The organism is Variovorax sp. YR566 (assembly GCF_051992195.1).
Taxonomy (GTDB): Bacteria; Pseudomonadota; Gammaproteobacteria; order Burkholderiales; family Burkholderiaceae_C; genus Variovorax.
In genome coordinates this window covers 5,421,341-5,439,436 of record NZ_CP197092.1, presented here as the reverse complement: position 1 = coordinate 5,439,436, position 18,096 = coordinate 5,421,341, and the positions used below count along the sequence as shown (strand labels likewise).

Sequence of the window (18,096 nt, the reverse complement as noted above, 5' to 3'; positions counted from 1 at the left end):
GCGTCTTGTCACTGATCCAACTGGCACTGTCCACGCACGGGGCTCCGAAATGAAGATGCAGGATTGTTGCACTGCGGCACGAACAGCGTCAACCCTTTTGGCCATGTCCCTCGATGCCGGCATGGTAGTTATCGCCTCACTGTTGCGGTTACGTCCCGCTTGTGCGGGCACCTGAGAGGGTCGTGCAAACTGCGCGCCCTCACTTCACAGAACACCCGCGCTGACTTCATGCTGAATTCACTTCGCCTGAGCACACTGGCTTCGACAGCAGACGGCGCTGGTAGAGGCGAGGGAGGAATAAAACCGCTCAGGGAAGTGCCTCGATGCCGACTGCTGTCACCTTTCACGGTCTGCAGGACCATCAGACCAGATCGCTCGGGCGTGAAAAAGCCCGCTCGAAGCGGGCTTTGGGAATGTGGTCGTGAACTCTTACGCGGTCCACGCTACGGCAAATTCTTTTGCATGAAGTCATTATTGTTTTTCTCGTCGTAGTGACTTCGACGCGCTGGTGTGAGATTCAGCTTGCCTGGCCAGGCAGTGCTCAGGATCATTGAGCGAGGTCGCATTGTAGCCTCTCTACCGCATCCATCAGCCCGCGAAATCATCCAGCCGTTGTCGCATATGAAGAAACTGGCAATTCTGTTTATTTGCACCGGCAACATCTGCCGCTCCCCCACAGCCCACGTCCTGCTGATGCACAAGGCCCGCGCAGTGGGTTTCCACGTCGAAGTCGACAGTGCAGCCGTCTCCGACGAAGAGCGCGGCAATCCGCCCGATCCACGCTCCGTGGCCGAGGCCAAACGCCGCGGCATCGAGATGCACGCCCATTCCGCGCGGCAGGTCCGCAGGGCCGACTTCGAACGTTTCGACCTGATCATCGGCATGACTGCCCAGCACTGCGCCGCGCTGCGCCGGCTCGCGCCCGCAGGCACGGCCCACAAGGTGCACCTGTTCACCGAATTCGCCGAGGGCGTCGAAGGCGATGTGCCCGATCCCTGGTATGGCGGGCAACAGGCTTTTGTCGAAGTCTTCGACCTGATCGATCTTGGCGTCGATGGCCTGCTGACGAGGCTGGCCGCGCTTGCTACCAGCGCACCCGCACACCCAGCGACGCGTTGATCGAGCTCTTCAAGCGCGCCGCGCCGCCCGAGGCCCACAGCTTGCCCAGCTCCCCGTAGAGCGAGGCGCGCTCGCCGAGAGCGAGCGTCACGCCACCGGCCGCTTCGGTGCTGGTCGAGCCCGTTTCGCTGCGGATGGCCGTGCCGCCGCCGAAGTTCAGGAACTGCGTCACGTCGGCACCGCCGGAGGCGTGGAACACGTTGATGCGCCCATAGGGCTGCAGCGTTCCGGCGCCGGTGGCGATCTCGCCCTTGATGCGCACGCCTGCGCGCACGATGAGGCCGTCATGCGGGTCCTGTGTCACCGCGGCGCCGGAGATGTCCGTGTCGTCCATGCGCAGGCGCTGGTGAATGAGCTGCAGCTGCGGTTCCACGATCCAGCCGCTGCCGATGCCGAAGGCCTTGCCCACCTCGATGGAGGCCAGCAGGCTCTTGCCCTTGCCCGAGCTGCCGAAGGTCGCGAACGGCTGCACGTTGTAGCGGTGCTGGCCGGCCTGCAGCACGGCATCGGCGTACCAGCCCTCGTCGCCGTGCCAGGTGGCGTAGGCGCCGAGGTAGCGGCTGCGCAGGTCGTTGGAACCCACGTCCAGCCCCTGGATGCCGCGCGCGAAGCCGTTCACGCGGATATTGCCTTCGAGCTGGCCGACGTAGACGCCCACGTTCCAGCGGGTGTCGGCCCACAGGTCGGTACCGGCCTGGAAGCCGTGGAGGCGACCCTTGCCCTGCGCGTTCGCAGTGCCGCGCTGGCTCGCGTCGATGTCGGCGCTGATCAGGCGGCCCCAGGCGCGGCGACCGCGAGCGCTGGCGCCGTCGGAGGCGAGCCGCGTGTCGTCGCCGCCGCGCAGGTGCAGGTTGCCCAGCATCTCGAGGTTGCCTTGGCGCAGCTGTTGCGCCAGCGCGGCATACAGCGGCACTTCGATGCGGTAGGTAGGCAACCCGCCGATCCCGCCCGGCCCGCCCGGTGTTCCAGGAAGGCCGCCGGTGGTGGAGCGCAGGTACCAGTTCTCGCCGCTGCCGCTGGCATCCGCCGGGTACAGCCGGTACTCGTAGGCACCAGCGTCCACGTGGCCGCCGGCCAGCGAGAAGGCGTCCCTGGTGGTCTGTGCGGTGGTGGTCGCGCCGTTCAGGGCGCTGATCACCTCGATGCCGTTGCCGGTCGTCAGCGCGCCCAGTCCGCCGAGGTTGATGATCTGCACCGTGGTGCGCCCGCTCGCGGTTGCGCCGGCGCCGTCGAGCACCAGGCGGTCCGAGGGGCCGGTGGCATTGAGCACCGCGCCCAGTTGCAGGATGCCGTTGTTGCCCGTGTAGGGCCCGGTGACGGTGAGCGTGGTGCCCGGCGCGGCGCCGGCCAGCGAGACCGTGCCGCTGTTGGCCAGCGAGGCCACCGTCTGGCTGAAGCCGGCCAGGTCGAGCGTCGCACCCGCGGACACGCTGGTGGCCGAGGCAGGGCTCAACGCATTGGCCGCGCCCGCGCGCAGCGTGCCCGCGTCCACCTGCGTTGCACCGGTGTAGGTGTTGGCGGTGCCGGCCAGCGTCAGCGTGCCGCTGCCCTCCTTGACGAGCGCGCCGCCGCCGCTGACGGCGCCCGTGAGCGTGCCGTTGAAGGCACCGGTGTCGACCACCGCGCCGCCGCCGCCGGCAGCGAGCGTCACGTTGTTGGCGACCGTCAGGCCATCGGCCGCAAGACCGAGCGTGGTGCCGCCGGACATCGCAAGCGCGCCCGAGCCCAGTGCCGCATTGGCGCCCACGTCGATGCGGCCCTGTGTGAGCGATGTGCCGCCCGCATAGCTGTTCGCGCCGGTCAGCGTGAAGGTGCCCGTGCCTTGCTTGACCAGGTCGCCGCTGCCGCTGAGCGTGCCGCCGAAGGTGGTGCTGGTGTTGTCGCCGCCGGTCGTGAGCGTTGCGCTTCCGAGCTGGAGTTCGCCGCCGGCCGTGCCGCCGCCGGACAGCGAGCCGATGGTCTGGTTGAAACCGTTCAGGTCCAGCGTTGCGCCCGCCGTGTTGGCCAGTGCGATCGGCGCGGTGGGATTCAGCAGGTCCGGCGCGCCGAAGCGCAGCGTGCCGGCCGCGACGGTGGTGGCGCCCGTGAGGGTGCTGGTGCCTGCGAGCGTCAGCGTGCCTGCGCCCGACTTGACCAGGCCGCCACTGCCGCCGAGCGCGCCGCTGGCGGTGAAGTCCAGACCCGGATCGACGATCTCGATGCCGCCGCCCGCCGCGCCGATGTCCAGGTTGCGCGCGGTACCGGTGAACGCGGTGCCCGTCACCTGCAGGCGCCCGCCGTCCAGCGTCACATTGCCGGCGGCCGCGCCGAGGTTCACATCGGCGGAAACGGACAGCGTGCCGCCCTGCACCGCGGTGCCGCCGGTGTAGGTGTTGGTGCCGCCGAGAACCAGCGTGCCGTCGCCGGTCTTGGCGATGCCGGCCGTGCCCGCGACCGTGTTGTTCAGCGTGGCGGTGAAGCCGGCCGAGCCCGCGCCGCCGTCGCCGACGCGGATCTCCGCCTTCGCGCCGCCCCCTGCGCCCAGCAGCGTCAGCGCGTCGCCGGTCAGCGTGTAGCCGTTGCTCGCGAACTGCAGGCCGGTGGCCTGTACCGCGCCGCCGGTGTTGTCCACCGTCACGGTGCCCGGCGCGCCGGTGAAGATCGCGAAGCCCGGCTGCGGCTGCATCGGCAGCGAGATGTTGCCCACCGCATCGGTCCACACCGGCGAGGTGGTCGACCAAGTGCCGGTGCCGCCGCCCGACTGCGTCGGACTGGCCAGGCCATTGGCATTCCAGAAGTCCAGCGTCATGCCCGTGCTGTTGACGAGCGTGAAGCGCTTGTCGGCGCTGAGGTTCTGCAGGACCACCGTGGCGCCGCCGGGCACACCGCCCAGCGTCAACGTGCCGCCGCCCGTGAGCGCGCCGCCGTAGTCCACGAGCCGGTACACACCGGGGCCGAAGCCGCCGGTGTCCGTCACGTTGATGGTGGTGTTGCCCGCGATGAGGAGGTTGCCGCCCACGCTCACGCTGTCGCTCTGGCCGGGCGTGGCGAAGTTGGCGCCGGGCGTGCCGAACTGATAGTCGAACACGCTGCCGTTGGCAAGCGACAGGCTGCCGCCGATGGTGAGCATGCCCATCGCGCCGGGGGTGCCCGGTGCCAGCACGGCAGTGTTGTTGAGCGTGACATCGCCACCGATGCGGCCATTGCCCGACAGCGTGGAGCCGTTCTGCATCGTGACCGCGCCGCTCCCGGTGGCGCTGCCGGTCGCGTTGCCCACCTGCAGGGTGCCGCTGGCGACCACGGTCGGCCCCGAGTAGGTGTTGGCGTTGTTCAGCGCCAGCGTGCCGGTGCTGCCCATCGAGATTCCCCCGGCGCCGCTGACCGTGCCGCCGAGCGTGATGTTCCTGGCGCCCGCGACACCCAGGTTGTCGTTGAGCACGACGTCGTTCGCCAGCGCCACGTCGGTGCTGGCGCTGAGCATCGCGGTGCTGGCCACCGTCAGCGCGCCGGTACCCAGGGCTGTGTTGTTGCCGACGCTGAGCGTGCCCGCCTGCAGGGTGACGCCGCCGCCGAAATTGTTGGCGTTGTTGAGTGCCAGCGTGCCGGTGCCGTTCTTGATGAGCGAGCCGGCGCCGCTCACCGTGCCGTCGAGCGTGAGGTCTGCTGCACCGCCCACCGTGAGCCCCGCGCCTGCCCCGAGCGTGACGGCGTTGGTCAGCGCGAGTGCACCGCCGGTGCTCGACAGCGTGGCGTTGCCCGTCACGCCGAGCGTGCCGGTGCCCAGCGAGGTGCTGGTGCCCAGCGCGAGCTGGCCGCCGGCCAGCGTCACGCCGCCGCCGAAGTTGTTGGCGCCGCCCAGCGTGACGGCGGCGGTGCCGCTGACCGCGAGCGCGCCCGCACCGCCGATGACGCCGCCCAGCGTGAGCGCATTCGCGCCACCCAGGCCCAGCGTGGCGCCGCCGTTCAGCGTGACGTTGTTGCCCAGGGTAATGCCGGGTATGCCCGCGTTCAGGTTCGCGCTGCCGCTGACACCGAGCCCACCCGTGCCCAGCGCGAGGTTGTTGCCCACGCTGAGCGTGCCGCTGGCCAGGTTGACGCCGCCCAGAAGGCCGACGTTGGCGCCATTGAGGCCCAGCGTCGCCGTGCCGTTGTAGCCCAGCGCGCCGATGCCCGACACCAGCCCGCCGAGGGCGATGTTGTTGGCGCCGCCCACTGTCAGGCCCGCGTTGAGAACGACCGCGTTGCCCACGCTCACGTTCGCACTCGCATCGAGCGTGGCGGCGCCGTTGACCGTCAGCGCGCCCAGGCCCAGCGACGTGTTCGTGCCGATGCCCAGGCCGCCGGCCTGCAGGTTCACGCCGCCGGAGAAAGTGCTCGCGCCGCCCAGCGAGAGCTTGGCGGCACCGGTCTTGATGAGGCCGCCGAGGCCGCCGAGGCCCCCGTTGAGCGCCAGGTCGCTGCCGCTGCCGATGGTCAGGCCGGCATTGAGGTTGAAGTTGTTGGCAAGGCTCACGGCCGCGCCGGCCGTGAGCGAGCCGGCACCGCTGACCGTGACCGCCCCCGTGCCCAGCGCGAGGTTGTTGCCGACGGTGAGCGCGCCGCCGCCCAGGTTGAAGCCGCCGGCGAAGTTGTTCGCGCCGTTGAGCGTGAGTCCCGGCGCACCGGCCAGGCTCATGCCGCCCGCGCCACTGATCGTGCCGTTGAGCGTCAGCGCACCGCCTCCGCCACCCGCGCCGAAGTTCAGTGTGTTGTTGAGCACGACAGCGTTGCCGATCGTCACGCCGGCCACACCGGTCAGCGAACCGGCGCCATTGACGGTCAGCGCGCCCGAGCCGAGCGCGGAACTGTTGCCGAGGTCGATCGAGCCGGCCTGCAGCACGGTGCCGCCGCCGTAGTTGTTGCTGCCCGTCAGCGCCAGGGCGCCGCTGTTGAGCGTCAGGCTGCCGGCACCGGCAATGTTGCCGCCCAGGGTCAGGGCGCCCGCGCCGTTGAGCGACAGGGCGCCATTGAGCTGCAACGGGTTGGTGAGCGTGCCCGTGAAAGCGGTGTTCAGCGTGGCCGGACCACCGACCAGGAACAGGCCGGTGCCGAGCGAGCTGGCCGAGCCCAGCGTGAGCCCGCCCGCATTGAGCGCCAGCCCGCCGCTGAAGTTGTTGCTGCCGGACAGCGTCAGGGTGCCGGCCCCGTTCTTGATCAGCCCGCCCGCGCCGCTGATCGTGCCGCCAAGCGTCAGGCCGTTGGCGCCCTGCACGATCAGGCCGCCTGTCAGGTTGACGTTCTGCGCCAGCGCCAGGCCCGGGAGCGACGCCTCGATGGCGCCGCCGTTGGCCGTCAGCGCGCCGGTGCCGAAGGCCAGCGGGTTGTCGAAGACCGAGAGACCGCCGTTGAGCGTGGTGGCGCCGCTCACCACCGCGCCGGTGAGCGTCCACGTGCCGCTGTTGACGGTCAGGTTCTCGAAGTTGAGGTACTGCAGGCCCGAGATGTTGCCGGTGCCGCCCGTGCCGGAGCCAGGCCCGGCGATGGTGTTCTGCAGCACGAGCGTGTCGCTTCCGCCGACGCCCGCATCGACCGTGCCCGTGGCGGCGAATGTGAGCAGGCCCGGTGGGAGGGTGAGCGTGGGAATGGCCACGGCAGGCAGCGGTATCAGTGGATTGCCGATCGACGACCCGGTCACCGCCACGAAGGTGTCGTTGCTGACTGTGGTGCCCAGCGAGACGCTGCCGTTGATGGTGCCCGCGTTGACGAAGGTGTTGCCGCCAGCGGTGGGGCTCTCGAAAGCCACGCGGCCCGTGATCGTTCCGGTGTTCGTGAAATTGACGTTGCCGCCGCCGTAGACGGCGACCGCGATCGAGTTGACCGGATCGAAAGCGCCCAGCACGCTCACGCCGATCGAGCCGCTGTTGTTGAACGTCGTGGTTCCGGCGTTGGCGATGATCGCCGCCGTGCCGAGCAGGCCGAAGGTGCCGTCGAAGGTGCCTTCGAGCAAGCCCGAGTTGTTCACCGTGACGTTGCTGCTGGTGGGCGCGATCAGGTTGCCGATGGTCAGGGCCCGCGCGAGCACGAGGGACCCCGCCGCATTCGCATCGATGGCACCCAGGTTGTTGAGCGTGATGTTGTTGCCCCCAAGGGCCATCGCGGTGCCGCCGGGCAGCGTGCTCATGATGCCGCCCGCCTGCACCGTCACGGCGAGGCCGTTCGCGTTGCTGAGAAAACTGTTCGGGTTCGGCGGCAGCGTGATCGGCACGCCGGTGCAACTCACCGTGTCGTTGTCGATGGGGGCTGCGGGTGTGCATGCCGCCGCCGCTTCGCCGCTGTGAAACTGCAGCGCCGCCAGCACCGCGAGGGCAGGGAGCACGCTGTGGCATACAGCACCGGTGCTGCCTCTTGTCCTTCCTGAACCACTGCGCTTCGTCAGTTCCGATGCGACCCGGAACTCCCCCGACCGATGATCAAAGATGACACGGTAGACATGGTTCACGGCTCGCCTCCAGCCTTGTAATGGCTGCGATTATTTGTATCGAGGCGTGTGAAATGAAAGGGTACTGAAAGGCTTCACGGAGCGCGAAGCCGAGGCGAATGAGGTCCAAGGAATTAACCGGCGGCGCTGGCCGGCGCTACGCGCAGAGTGCGCGAATGTCCGGCGGAATCGGTACCGCGCGGATGCCGCCGCCCTCGCGTTTCGCGGCGAAGATCCGCACCTCTTCGCATTCGAGGATCAGGTCTTCGCCGCGCGTCACGCGGTAGGTCTGCACGAAACTCTTGTCGCGCCACTCGGTGATGCGCACCGCAATCTGCAGCGTGTCTCCATAGCTCGCGGCCTTAACGAAGCGCGTGTGCGTGTCGACCAGCGGCGTGCCGATCACGCCCAGCGTCTTGGCTGTTTCCTCCCAGCGCGGCACGCCGCACTCGGCAAAGAAGTGGCGCGAGGCCGCATCGATCCAGCGGAAGAAATTGGGAAACCAGACGATGCCGGCGGGGTCGCAATCGCCGAATTCGACGCGTGCGGTGTAGACGATTTCTTTGTTGATGCTGCTCATCAGCCCATTCTCGTCGGCAGCCACAGGGCAATGATGGGGAAGGCGATCAGGATCACCAGCCGCACGATGTCGGTCACGATGAACGGCAGCACGCCCTTGAAGATGGTGGTGAAGCTCACGTCCTTCACCACGCTCTTGATGACGAACACGTTCATCCCCACCGGTGGATGGATGAGCCCCAGCTCCACCGTCATCACGATGATCACGCCGAACCAGATGGGGTCGAAGCCCAGGTGCACGATCACCGGATAGATGATCGGCACGGTCAGGATGATCATCGCCATCGCATCCATCAGGCAGCCCAGCACCAGGTACATCAGCATGATGAGCGCGAGCACGCCGTAGCGGCCGATGCCCAGGCCGGTGAGAAATTCGGTGAGCTTCTGCGGGCTTTGCGTGATGGTGAGGAAGTAGCCGAACAGCAGCGCGCCGATCAGCACCGTGAACACCGCCGCAGCCGTGCGCGTGGCCGACAGCAGTGCCTCGCGGATCTTCGGGCCGTCGAGCTTGCGCCGCACCAGCCCGAGGATGAACGCGCCGCTCGCGCCCACGCCGCCCGCTTCGGTCGGCGTGAAGAAGCCGCCGTAGAGCCCGCCGATCACGAACACGAACAGCACCAGCGGCGCCCACACGTTCTTCAAATCCTTCAGGCGCTCCGACCACGGCTTGATCTCGCCGCCGGGCAGCCAGTCGGGCCGCAGTTTCACGATGATCGCGATGGTCAGCACGTACATGGCCATCGCGAGGATGCCGGGCACGATGCCCGCCATGAAGAGCTTGCCGATGTCCTGCTGCGTGAGGATGGCGTACACCGCCAGCACGGTCGATGGCGGCAAGATCGCGCCCAGCGTGCCGCCCGCGGCAATCACGCCGGTGGAAAACGACTGCGGATAGTTGAAGCGCCGCATCTCCGGATACGCCACCGCCGAGAACGTGGCGGCCGTGGCTACCGACGAGCCGCAGATTGCCGCGAAGCCGCCGCACGCCACCACGGTGGCCACGCCGAGCCCGCCGCGCAGGTGGCCGATCATCGAGTTCGCAGCCTTGAAGAGTTCACGGCTCACACCCGACACCGATACCAGCGCGCCCATCAGCATGAACATGGGGATCACGCCGAAGGTGTAGTCGGTCACGGTGCGCATGGAGGTCTGGCCCACCAGCTTCAGCGCGGGCCCGGGCCCGACGAGGTAGCTGTAGCCCACCACGCCGACCAGCCCCATCGCCATGCCGACCGGCACGCGCAACAACATCAACACGAAGAGGGCGACGAAGCCCAGGATGGCAACTGCATCGGGGCTCATTCATCAGCCTTCTGTTCGGGGTGGATTTCTTCGAGCTGCTCGGGGTGGAAGATCAGCCTGTAGGTGCGGATGGCGATCAGCAGCACCGCGCACACGTCGCCGGCCCAGGCCACCGCGTAGAAGGGCCAGGTCGGAATGTTGAGGTCGTAGGTCTGCACGTTGTCGACGTAGGTGCCGCGCACCTTGTCGAACAGCATGGCGGTCTGCACCGCCACCACGAACAGCAGCACCAGCGTGGCGAACACGTCGATCACGCGCTTCATGCGCGGGCCCGCCGCTGTCCACACGAGGTCGACCGTGATGTGGCCGCCGCGGTAGCTGGTGGCCGCAATGCCCCAGAAGATCAGGATGCCCAGCAGCATGCGGCCGAAATCGTATGCATCGGGGATCGAGGTGTCGAAGAACTTGCGCAGCACCACGGCCACGAAGATGTTGAGCGCGACGATCCCCACGAAGATGGCGGCAAGCCATTCGATCGTGTTGATCGCGCGGTCCATATAGCTGGCGGACCGTGTAGCCATCGCTCAGAGCGCCGATTTGTATTTGACGAGGCTGGCCTTCAGTGCGTCCATGATGGCCTTCGGGTCTTCACCCACCTTCTTCACGCTCTCGGCCCACTGCGCCTCCGAAGGCGCTGCCGCCTTGCGCCATGCATCGAGCTGCTCGGGCGTGAGCTTGTAGATCTCATGCCCCGACAGCGCCGCCATCTTGGCGTGCCCCGCAAACTCGAAGTCGGCCCACGGGCCGGCCACCTTCTGCGCCCATTCGCTGGTGCAGTGGTCGTCGATCACCTTCTTCTGCGCGGTGGACATGGCGTCGTACTTGCCCTTGTTCATCACCCACACGAAGGGCGTGACGTAGAGCGGTGCGTCCATGTGGTACTTCACCACCTTGTCGATGCCGAACAGGCCGATCGATCCCCACGGGAAGGTGATGGCGTCGGCCACGCCGCGCTCCAGCATGTCGCGCGACTCGGGCGCCGAGGCCTGCACGTTGGTGCCGCCCAGCGACGTGATGAGCTGGCCCACGGTGCTGGTGGCCGGGCGCACCTTCATGCCCTTGACGTCGGTGGGCACGGTGATCTTCTTGCGCGAGTGGAAGGTGCCCGGGTCATGCACGAACGCGAAGCAGTACTTCACGTCCTTCATTTCCTTGGCCGCGTAGTTGCGATACCAGGCGTCTATGGCGGCCGAGCCCTCCTTGCCGTTGGCGAACAGGAAGGGCAGCGACGCGCCCGCCATCACCGGGAAGCGCCCCGGTTGGTAGCCGGGGTTCACGTACGAGAAGTCGGCGATGCCGTCGCGCGCCATGTCGTAGTGGTCGAAGGCCTTGCCGAGCTGTTCCGACGGAAACAGGATGGCGGTGATGGTGCCGCCCGATTCCTTCTTGATGTCGTCGGCCCAGGCCTGCAGCGCGGGGTTGAGCGGGTGCTGCGCGGGCACCCAGCTCGACAGCTTGAGCTGCACGGGCTTGTCCTGCGCCTGCACGGCGGGCGTGCCCGCGACGAGCGCGGCGCAGGCTGCGAGCAGGGCAAGGGGCTGGATGCGGCGAGCGACGCGTTGCGGGCGTGGTTTGCCGAGGCGGCGGGGGCGGTGCGTGGTTTGCATGGTCTCCTTCGTTATGGGTAGCGTGTGAAATCGTCGAGTCCGGTGAGCCTAGGCAGGCGCGCGTGCGGGGTAAATGGAGGGTTTCCCGCGCGTGCTTTCCGGAGTTCGTTGTGCGGAGCCGTTCTGTTCGTCGAGCGAACGCGGTGTGGGCCGGTCGACATGGCGCGGCCCGAGCTCGCGTGCATGCGCGGCGCCGAGCAGCGTCATCGTGCGTTCGGTTTCCTGCGCGAGCAGTTGCAGCACCGACAGTGCGCCTCGCTCGCCGTCGCAGGCCAGTCCGTAGACGGGCGGACGGCCGACGAGGACCGCACGCGCGCCCAGTGCGAGCGCCTTCACGACATCGCTCCCGCGCCGGATGCCTCCATCCATGAGCACGGGGATACGCCCGCCGACCGCATCGGCGATGGCGGGCAGCGCCGCGATGCTGGCCGGCGCCGCATCGAGCTGGCGTCCGCCGTGGTTCGAGACCACGATGCCGTCCGCGCCATGCCGCACCGCGCGCCGCGCGTCTTCCGCGCCGAGCAGGCCCTTGACGAGCAGCGGGCCGTCCCAGAGCTTGCGCAGCCACGCGAGGCTTTCCCATGTCAGCGTGCGGTCCATGGTGCGCGAGAGCAGCGCGGCCTGCGTCTGCGCTGAGACCGGTGCGTCGTCGTCATCTGGCAGCAGATTCGCGAACTGCGGCATGCCACCGCGCGCCAGGCGCAGCAGCCATGCGGGGTGCCGCGCCATGTCGAACACCGTGCCGGGCGTGAGGCGCATCGGCACGCGGAAGCCATGCCGCTGGTCGCGTTCGCGCAAGCCGCCGACGGGCACATCCACCGTGAGCACCAGCGCCTCGAAATTGGCTGCGCGCGCGCGGCGCACGATGCGCTCGGCGATGGCGCGCTCGCCCATCACATAGAGCTGCATCCACAGCGTGGCGTCGGGGGCGGCGGTGCGCACGTCCTCGATGCGGGTGTTCGATGCGGTCGAGAGGATGAAGGGCACGCGCGCGGCCTGCGAGGCGCTGGCCAGCAGGGCATCGGCGCGCGGGCGCACAAGGCCGGCCAGCCCGATGGGCGCGACCGCGAAAGGCGCACGCCAGCGTCGGTCGAAGAGTTCGATGCCGATGTCCATCGCGTGCGTGTCGCGCAGGCACTCCGGAATCAGCGGCAATGCTTCGAGCGCATCGCGGTTGCGTCGCAGGCAGCGTTCGTCCTCCGCGCCGCCGTCGACATAGTCGAACACCAGGCGCGGCAGCACGCGCCGTGCGCGGCGGCGGTAGTCCTCGACGTTGAGCAGCTGCGTCATCGTGGGCGCCTTCCGTCTCAGGCGCCGCCGGTCGGCTTGCGCTTCATCCAGCGGATGGGCTGGGCCTTGATGGGGCGTGCGGGCGCGCCATGTTCGACCAGTGCGGCATCGAGCGCCTTGCCCGCCTCGTCCGCCAGTGCGGCCGTGCGTGCGGCGGCCACGGCCAGCGCGCGATCGGCCGGCGCCACGCCGGGCTGTGCGGCAAGGTGGTCGGTCACGTGCAGCAGGTTGTCCTTGCCGCGTTCGTTGGTGCTGCCGTAGCCCTTGATGAGCCGCCCGCACAGCGCGAGTTCGTGGCCCAGCGTCCAGGCTTCGCGTGTGCCGGTTTCCACGGCGGCGAGCCAGCGTTCGATGAGCGCCTGTTCCTCGGCAAAGCGACTGCCACGGCGGCGCAGCCAGCGCAGCGAGGCCAGCAGCCGCAGCGAGGCCATGCCGAACACCGAATGACTGCCCACCTTCAGCGGCAGCGCCCACGGCGCGAGGCCGCGCGCCTGCCGGCCGCGGTCCCATGCTGTCACGCGGCGCGAGAGCGAAGGAGGCAGCAGCGCCGCGAACTCGGCGGCACCTGGCTTGAAGTGGTCGTAGACCTTCACGATGTCTTCATCGCCGGCCCGCACTTCCTGCCGCACCCGCTGTGCGCGGCTCGCGCGGCCCTTGAGCGCGGCCACGCGCACGATGTCGTCGAAGGCCATCCACAGCGCGAGCCAGCGCGCGGCCTCGCGGGTGATGGCAAAGCCATGTGCACCGGCCGGATCGGCGGCGCGCTCTGCGTCCAGCACGCGGCCCAGGCGTTCGGCATAGAGCGCGGCGTAGGCGGCGTCCTGGTAGTCGAGCACGCGGGCGTGGCCGAGCGTGAGCATGTCGTGCACGGCCGGCGGAAAGCGCCGCGCGAGGTCGGCGGGCAGGGCGCTGGCTGGCGGTGGTGCGTCGCTCGTGTCTCCGGCCAGCACGCTGCTGACGAAGGCGGCCTGTGCGCGCGGGGCGCTCACTGCGTCGAAGGCTGCCGCGAAGCCCCGCAGGCTGGCGGCGGCCATCTTGCCGAGCTTGTCCGGCGCGCTCGTGTCGCCGCCGCGCACAACGTGCTCGTAGGCCTCGCGCGGGAACGGAAGCAGCCCGCTGCCCGCGATGGCGCCGAGCATCACCGCGCTGACCACCGTGCCGCTGTCGCGCGCGATGGCGTTCATGTCGAACACATGGTGCTCGCGGCTGAAGGCCTTCACCACGTCGAGAAGTCGTTGCGCGTCGGCGCGACCATCACCGGGCTCCATGCGCTCGGCCGTCGTGAAGATGCGCGCCGACGAACTGATGACCAGCGTGCGCAGCGGCGCGCTCATGCCGTTGCCGATCTGCCGCGCGGTTTCCAGCAGCTCCGACGAGACGATCGCGTCGAGCGCGCCCGGCACCGGGCTCAGGCTGAACACGGGGCGCTTGCCGCCGAGCTGCGCGAGCGGCACGGGGAACACTTCGAGGTAGTAGGTGGTGGCGCCCGTGCGCTGTGCCACGCCGGGAATCGACGTGCTCTGCGCCGCGTAGCCGGCGTGGCGTGCGATGTCGACCAGCCATTCGGTCAGCACGCCGCCGCCTTCGCCGCCGAGGGCGCAGACGAGCAGGGTGAGAGGGCGGTTCTGTTCCATGCCTTCGCTCCTCACGCCGGTTGCAATGCGCGAACCACCGCACCGCGCAGCCCGTGCAGCAGTCGCTCATGCCACTTCGGGTTCTGCACCACCTCGGCCCGGTAGAAGCTCGGGCACAGCGTGGCCGCATGCGCATTCGCGCCGCACAGCCCGCAGCCCACGCAGCCGTCGATCACGGTGGCAACGGGGTCCACCTTCAGCGGATCGGGGTTGTCCTTGAGCGTGAGCGTCGGGCAGCCCGACAGGCGGATGCAGGCGTGGTCGCCGTTGCACACGTCCTCGTCGACGCCGTACTTCACGCGCACCACGCGCTCGCCTTTCTTCAGCAACCCGGCAATCCACGGCTTGATGCGGCGCTGGCGCTCCAGCTGGCATTCGCCCTCGGCGATCACCACCTTCAGGCCGTTGAAGTCGCTGGTGAGCGCCTCGGTCAGCATCTTGCGCATGCGCTCCACGTCGTAGGTGGTGACGGTGCGCATCCACTTCACGCCCAGGCCCTTGAGCGTGTCTTCTATGGTCTGGTTCTTGTCGACCAGGCTCTGCTGCTTGTCGACGGCGCGCTCCTTGATCTCGTCGTCGGGCGTCGAGATGATGTCCTGCGTGCCGGTGGCCGAGGTATAGCCGTTCTTGAAGATCAGCAGCACCGCGTCGTCGCCGTTGAACAGCGCGCTCTGCACGCCCGTGAGCAGGCCGTTGTGCCAGAAGCCGCCGTCGCCCATGATCGACAGCGTGCGGCGGTTCATCATCGGCGCCACGCCCGCGCGGCTCGCCAGGCTCATGCCGTAGCCAAGGATCGAGTGGCCCATCGAGAACGGCTCGAAGGTGCCGAAGGCATGGCAGCCGATGTCGGCCGCGATGTGCACCGGGCCGGTCTGCTGCTGCGCGAGCTTCAACGCCGAGAACACAGGCCGCTCGGGGCAGCCGATGCAGAAGCTCGGCGGCCGGTTGGGCAGCGGCGCGCTCAGGCTGCGCGCAACGGCTTCGCGGCGCTCGCGGTTGCCGGCCAGCCAGGCTTGCGCCGAAGACGAGGCCTCGCTTGCTTCGATGTACTTCGCGGCAAAGGCGCCGATGCCGCCCGAGAGCACCTCGACGCCGTACTCGCCCGCCGACGGCAGCATGTCCTTGCCGTGCAGCGGCGTCTGGATGTCGCGCCGGCGCAGCAGCGTGGCAATGTCCTGCTCGATGTACTCGGGCTGGCCTTCTTCCACCACAAGCACCGCGCGCTTGCCTACGCAGAAGTCGGCGACCTGTTCAGGTACCAGCGGGTAGGTGACGTTGAGCACGAGGATCGGTATGTCCGTCTCGCCGAAGGCATCGGCCAGCCCCTGCTGTTGCAGGCTGCGGATCAGCGCGTTGTAGAGCCCGCCCTGCACAACGATGCCGAGGTCGGCGTGGCGCCGGCCCGGTATCAGCTCGTTGAGGCCGTGTTCGACGATGTAGCGCCGCGCCGCCGGAATGCGCTCGTCGCCCTTGAGCTTCTCGTGCCGGAAGGTGACGGGTGGATGCGCGAGCCGCATGTAGTCGAAGCCCGCCGGCTCCGTCATCAGCGCGCGGGTCGAAATGGCGGGCGCCATGTTGTCCTTGCATTCGAAGCTGCCGCGCACATGGCAGGTGCGGATGCGCAGCTCCATCAGGCAGGGCATGTTCGAGCTTTCGGAGAGGCGGAAGCCTTCTTCCACCATGCGCACCATCACGCCGAGGTCGGGCCGCGGGTCGAGCAGGCACATGCTCGACTTGAGCGCGTAGGCATGCGTGCGCTCCTGGATCACGCTGGCGCCTTCGCCGTAGTCCTCGCCCACCACGATCAGCACGCCGCCGGTCACGCCCGGCGAGGACAGGTTCGACAGCGCATCGGCCGCCACGTTGGTGCCGACGATGGACTTCCACGTGACCGCGCCGCGCAGCGGGTAGTGAATGGACGCGCCGAGCATTGCCGCGGCCGAGGCCTCGTTGGAGCAGGCCTCCACGTGCACGCCCAGCTCATCCATGTAGGCCTTGCCCTGGACCATCACGTCGAGCAGGTGCGACACCGGCGCGCCCTGGTAGCCGCCGACGTAGGCCACGCCCGATTGCAACAGGCCCTTGGTGATCGCGAGGATGCCCTCGCCGTGAAAGGTGTCGCCTGCGCCGAGGCGCAGCATTTCCACTTCCTTGCTGAATGAGACTTCCAAGAGATTCGGCTCCGATGTTCGTTGGGGGGGAGGGTTCGGGGTGCGCAGTGCCGGCACCGTGCATCCGCCGGTGCTGCACGCCGGAAGAGGGCGTTTATTTGGGAGGCGGCTTGGGCGCCGCGCCGGGAAAGCGCGCCACGTAGTAGGCGAGGGTGTCCAGGTCTTCCGGTGGAACGCGGCCCACCGCTTCGCCCATGGCCTGCGTGTAGCCCGGGCGCTTGCCGGTGCGGAAGCCTTGCAGGGACAGTTGCAGATAGTCCTCGTGCTGCTGTGCGATGCGCGGCACCTGCTGGCCGCCGCTCAGGTCGGCGCCGTGGCAGAGCAGGCAGCGATGTTCCTGCGCCAGCGCCTGGCCGCGCGCCATGCGCGCCGCGTCGGCCGGCGCGGCAGGCGGCGGGGGAGGCACCGCGGGCAGGGTGGCGATGAAATCGGAGAAGCCGCGCAGGTCATCGTCCTTCATGGTCTTGGCCACCGCCGTCATCGCGGGGTTGTCGCGCCGGCCTTCACGGAAGAGATACAGCTGCGTGATCGCATAGAACGAATGCTGCCCCGCGAGCACCGGCGTGCCTGCCATGTCGCTGCGGCCGTTGGCGCCGTGGCATGAGGCGCAGAGCTCGGCGTAGCGCTGGGCGTAGCCGCCCTTTGCCGCCTGCGTGCCCTGTGCACCGGCCGACGATGCTGCCGCCGCCATGATCATTGCCGCCATCGCGTGTCGAAAGAGAAGGCCCGCTGGTGTCATCGGCCGCCGTAGCTGATGCGGTAGATAGCGCCGGCGTGGTCGTCGCTCACGAGCATCGAGCCGTCCTTCAGCACCAGGAAGTCCACCGGCCGGCCGAGGTAGGTGTTGTTCTCGACGAAGCCGGTCATGAAGGGCTCGACCTTCGCGCCGCCTTTGCCGTCCGGCCAGGCGACCGCGATGTCGGCGTACTTGACGGTGCGGTTCCACGGGCCGTGGCGTGCGATGAACATGGCGCCGCGGTACTTGGCCGGGAACATCTTTCCCTTGTAGAAGGTGAGGCCCAGCGCGGCGGCGTGCGGGCCGAGCAGCGCGGCGGGCTTCACGTAGTCGTTGCAGCTCTTGCCCCAGCCGAATTCGGAGTCGGCGATGTTGCCCTGGTGGCAGTACGGGTAGCCGAAGTGCTGGTCGGGCTTGGTCACCACGTTCAGCTCGTCGTTCGGCAGGTCTTCGCTGAGCCAGTCGCGGCCGTTGTCGGTGAACCAGAGGTTGCCGGTCTTGGGGTCGAAGTCGAAGCCCACCGTGTTGCGCACGCCGCGCGCCACGGTCTCGATGCCGCTGCCGTCGGGGTTCATGCGGAAGATGCGCGCGTGCGCGTCGTCGGGCTCGCACAGGTTGCAGGGCGCGCCGACCGCGTAGTAGAGCTTGTCGTCGTGCATGCGCAGGTAGCGCCAGCTGTGGTCCTGCCCGCCGGGCAGCTTGTCGTTGAGCACCACGGGCGTGCCGGGGTTGTCCAGCTTGTCCTCGATGCCGTCGTAGCGAACGATCTGCTTGTGGGTCGCGAGGTAGAGCGCTCCTTTGTAGAACTCGATGCCGGTGGCGAACTCGGTCTTGTCGATGATGGTCCTGGGCTTGCGGTCGCCCTTCTCGGCAATCGCATAGACCTTGTTGCCCACGAAGAGCGTGCTCACGAACACAGTGCCCTTGGCGCCCTGGCGCAGCTCGCGCGCGTCGAGCACGCCCGAGGCCCAGGTCTCGACCTTGAAGCCGGGCGGCAGCTTGAACTTGGCCGTGGGCAACTGGTCGGCCGCGGTCGGAATCGGGAAGGAGGGCACCGGCGCCATGCGCGTGGCGGCTTCGTTCTTCGGCCTGCCCTTGGCCCAGCCCGGCTCTTCGGTGGGCGGCTGCTGGGCCCATGCGGTAACGGCTGCGCAGAGAAGGGCGGCGAGCGCCGCATGCGCGCGGAACGCGCCGAATGCACGAATCGGGGCCATGTCTTGTC

General features: G+C 68.6%; 11 protein-coding genes and 1 pseudogene. 1 reads left to right on the top strand and 11 read right to left on the bottom strand.

Features of this window, described 5'->3' with window-relative positions; all coding sequences use genetic code 11:
- The first annotated feature begins 621 nt into the window (after positions 1-621).
- Positions 622-1,119, top strand: coding sequence for a low molecular weight protein-tyrosine-phosphatase (locus ACTG4X_RS25430; protein ID WP_093058853.1), 498 nt, complete (start codon positions 622-624; stop codon positions 1,117-1,119).
- On the opposite strand, the gene ACTG4X_RS25425 is transcribed toward ACTG4X_RS25430, so the two are convergent.
- The 11 genes and pseudogenes from ACTG4X_RS25425 to ACTG4X_RS25375 all read right to left on the bottom strand — a co-directional run bounded on the left by ACTG4X_RS25425 (position 1,085) and on the right by ACTG4X_RS25375 (position 18,088).
- On the bottom strand, positions 1,085-7,453 hold the full coding sequence (locus ACTG4X_RS25425; RefSeq protein WP_440534423.1) for an autotransporter outer membrane beta-barrel domain-containing protein: 6,369 nt from the start codon (positions 7,451-7,453) through the stop codon (positions 1,085-1,087). The two genes, ACTG4X_RS25430 and ACTG4X_RS25425, sit on opposite strands and share 35 nt — an antisense overlap.
- Before the next feature lie 36 nt (positions 7,454-7,489).
- Positions 7,490-7,576: pseudogene (locus ACTG4X_RS25420) on the bottom strand (ESPR-type extended signal peptide-containing protein); the annotation flags it as partial.
- A gap of 136 nt (positions 7,577-7,712) precedes the next feature.
- A complete protein-coding gene (locus ACTG4X_RS25415; RefSeq protein WP_440532217.1) occupies positions 7,713-8,135 on the bottom strand; it encodes an acyl-CoA thioesterase in 423 nt (140 codons plus the stop codon).
- Entirely contained in the window at positions 8,135-9,436 is a 1,302-nt protein-coding gene (locus ACTG4X_RS25410; RefSeq protein WP_093058852.1) for a TRAP transporter large permease, read from the bottom strand. The genes ACTG4X_RS25415 and ACTG4X_RS25410 overlap by 1 nt, the downstream gene beginning before the upstream one ends.
- Positions 9,433-9,957, bottom strand: a complete 525-nt coding sequence (locus tag ACTG4X_RS25405) for a TRAP transporter small permease (RefSeq protein WP_256216979.1) — start codon at positions 9,955-9,957, stop codon at positions 9,433-9,435. Before ACTG4X_RS25405 ends, ACTG4X_RS25410 begins: the two co-directional genes overlap by 4 nt.
- A gap of 3 nt (positions 9,958-9,960) precedes the next feature.
- Positions 9,961-11,043 (bottom strand): TRAP transporter substrate-binding protein, encoded by a 1,083-nt coding sequence (locus tag ACTG4X_RS25400; RefSeq protein WP_256216980.1) that lies wholly within the window; start codon positions 11,041-11,043, stop codon positions 9,961-9,963.
- A gap of 48 nt (positions 11,044-11,091) precedes the next feature.
- The gene (locus tag ACTG4X_RS25395) at positions 11,092-12,333 is read right to left on the bottom strand and encodes an alpha-hydroxy acid oxidase (RefSeq protein ID WP_440532216.1); all 1,242 of its coding nucleotides are present in this window, start codon (positions 12,331-12,333) and stop codon (positions 11,092-11,094) included.
- A gap of 17 nt (positions 12,334-12,350) precedes the next feature.
- Positions 12,351-13,967, bottom strand: coding sequence for an indolepyruvate oxidoreductase subunit beta family protein (locus ACTG4X_RS25390; protein ID WP_440532215.1), 1,617 nt, complete (start codon positions 13,965-13,967; stop codon positions 12,351-12,353).
- 11 nt (positions 13,968-13,978) lie between these two features.
- Positions 13,979-16,138, bottom strand: coding sequence for a thiamine pyrophosphate-dependent enzyme (locus tag ACTG4X_RS25385; protein WP_440532214.1), 2,160 nt, complete (start codon positions 16,136-16,138; stop codon positions 13,979-13,981).
- Positions 16,139-16,232: 94 nt separating this feature from the next.
- The gene (locus ACTG4X_RS25380) at positions 16,233-16,844 is read right to left on the bottom strand and encodes a c-type cytochrome (protein WP_440532213.1); all 612 of its coding nucleotides are present in this window, start codon (positions 16,842-16,844) and stop codon (positions 16,233-16,235) included.
- A 29-nt stretch (positions 16,845-16,873) separates the two neighbouring features.
- Positions 16,874-18,088, bottom strand: a complete 1,215-nt coding sequence (locus ACTG4X_RS25375; protein WP_440532212.1) for a PQQ-dependent sugar dehydrogenase — start codon at positions 18,086-18,088, stop codon at positions 16,874-16,876.
- Positions 18,089-18,096 lie beyond the last annotated feature (8 nt).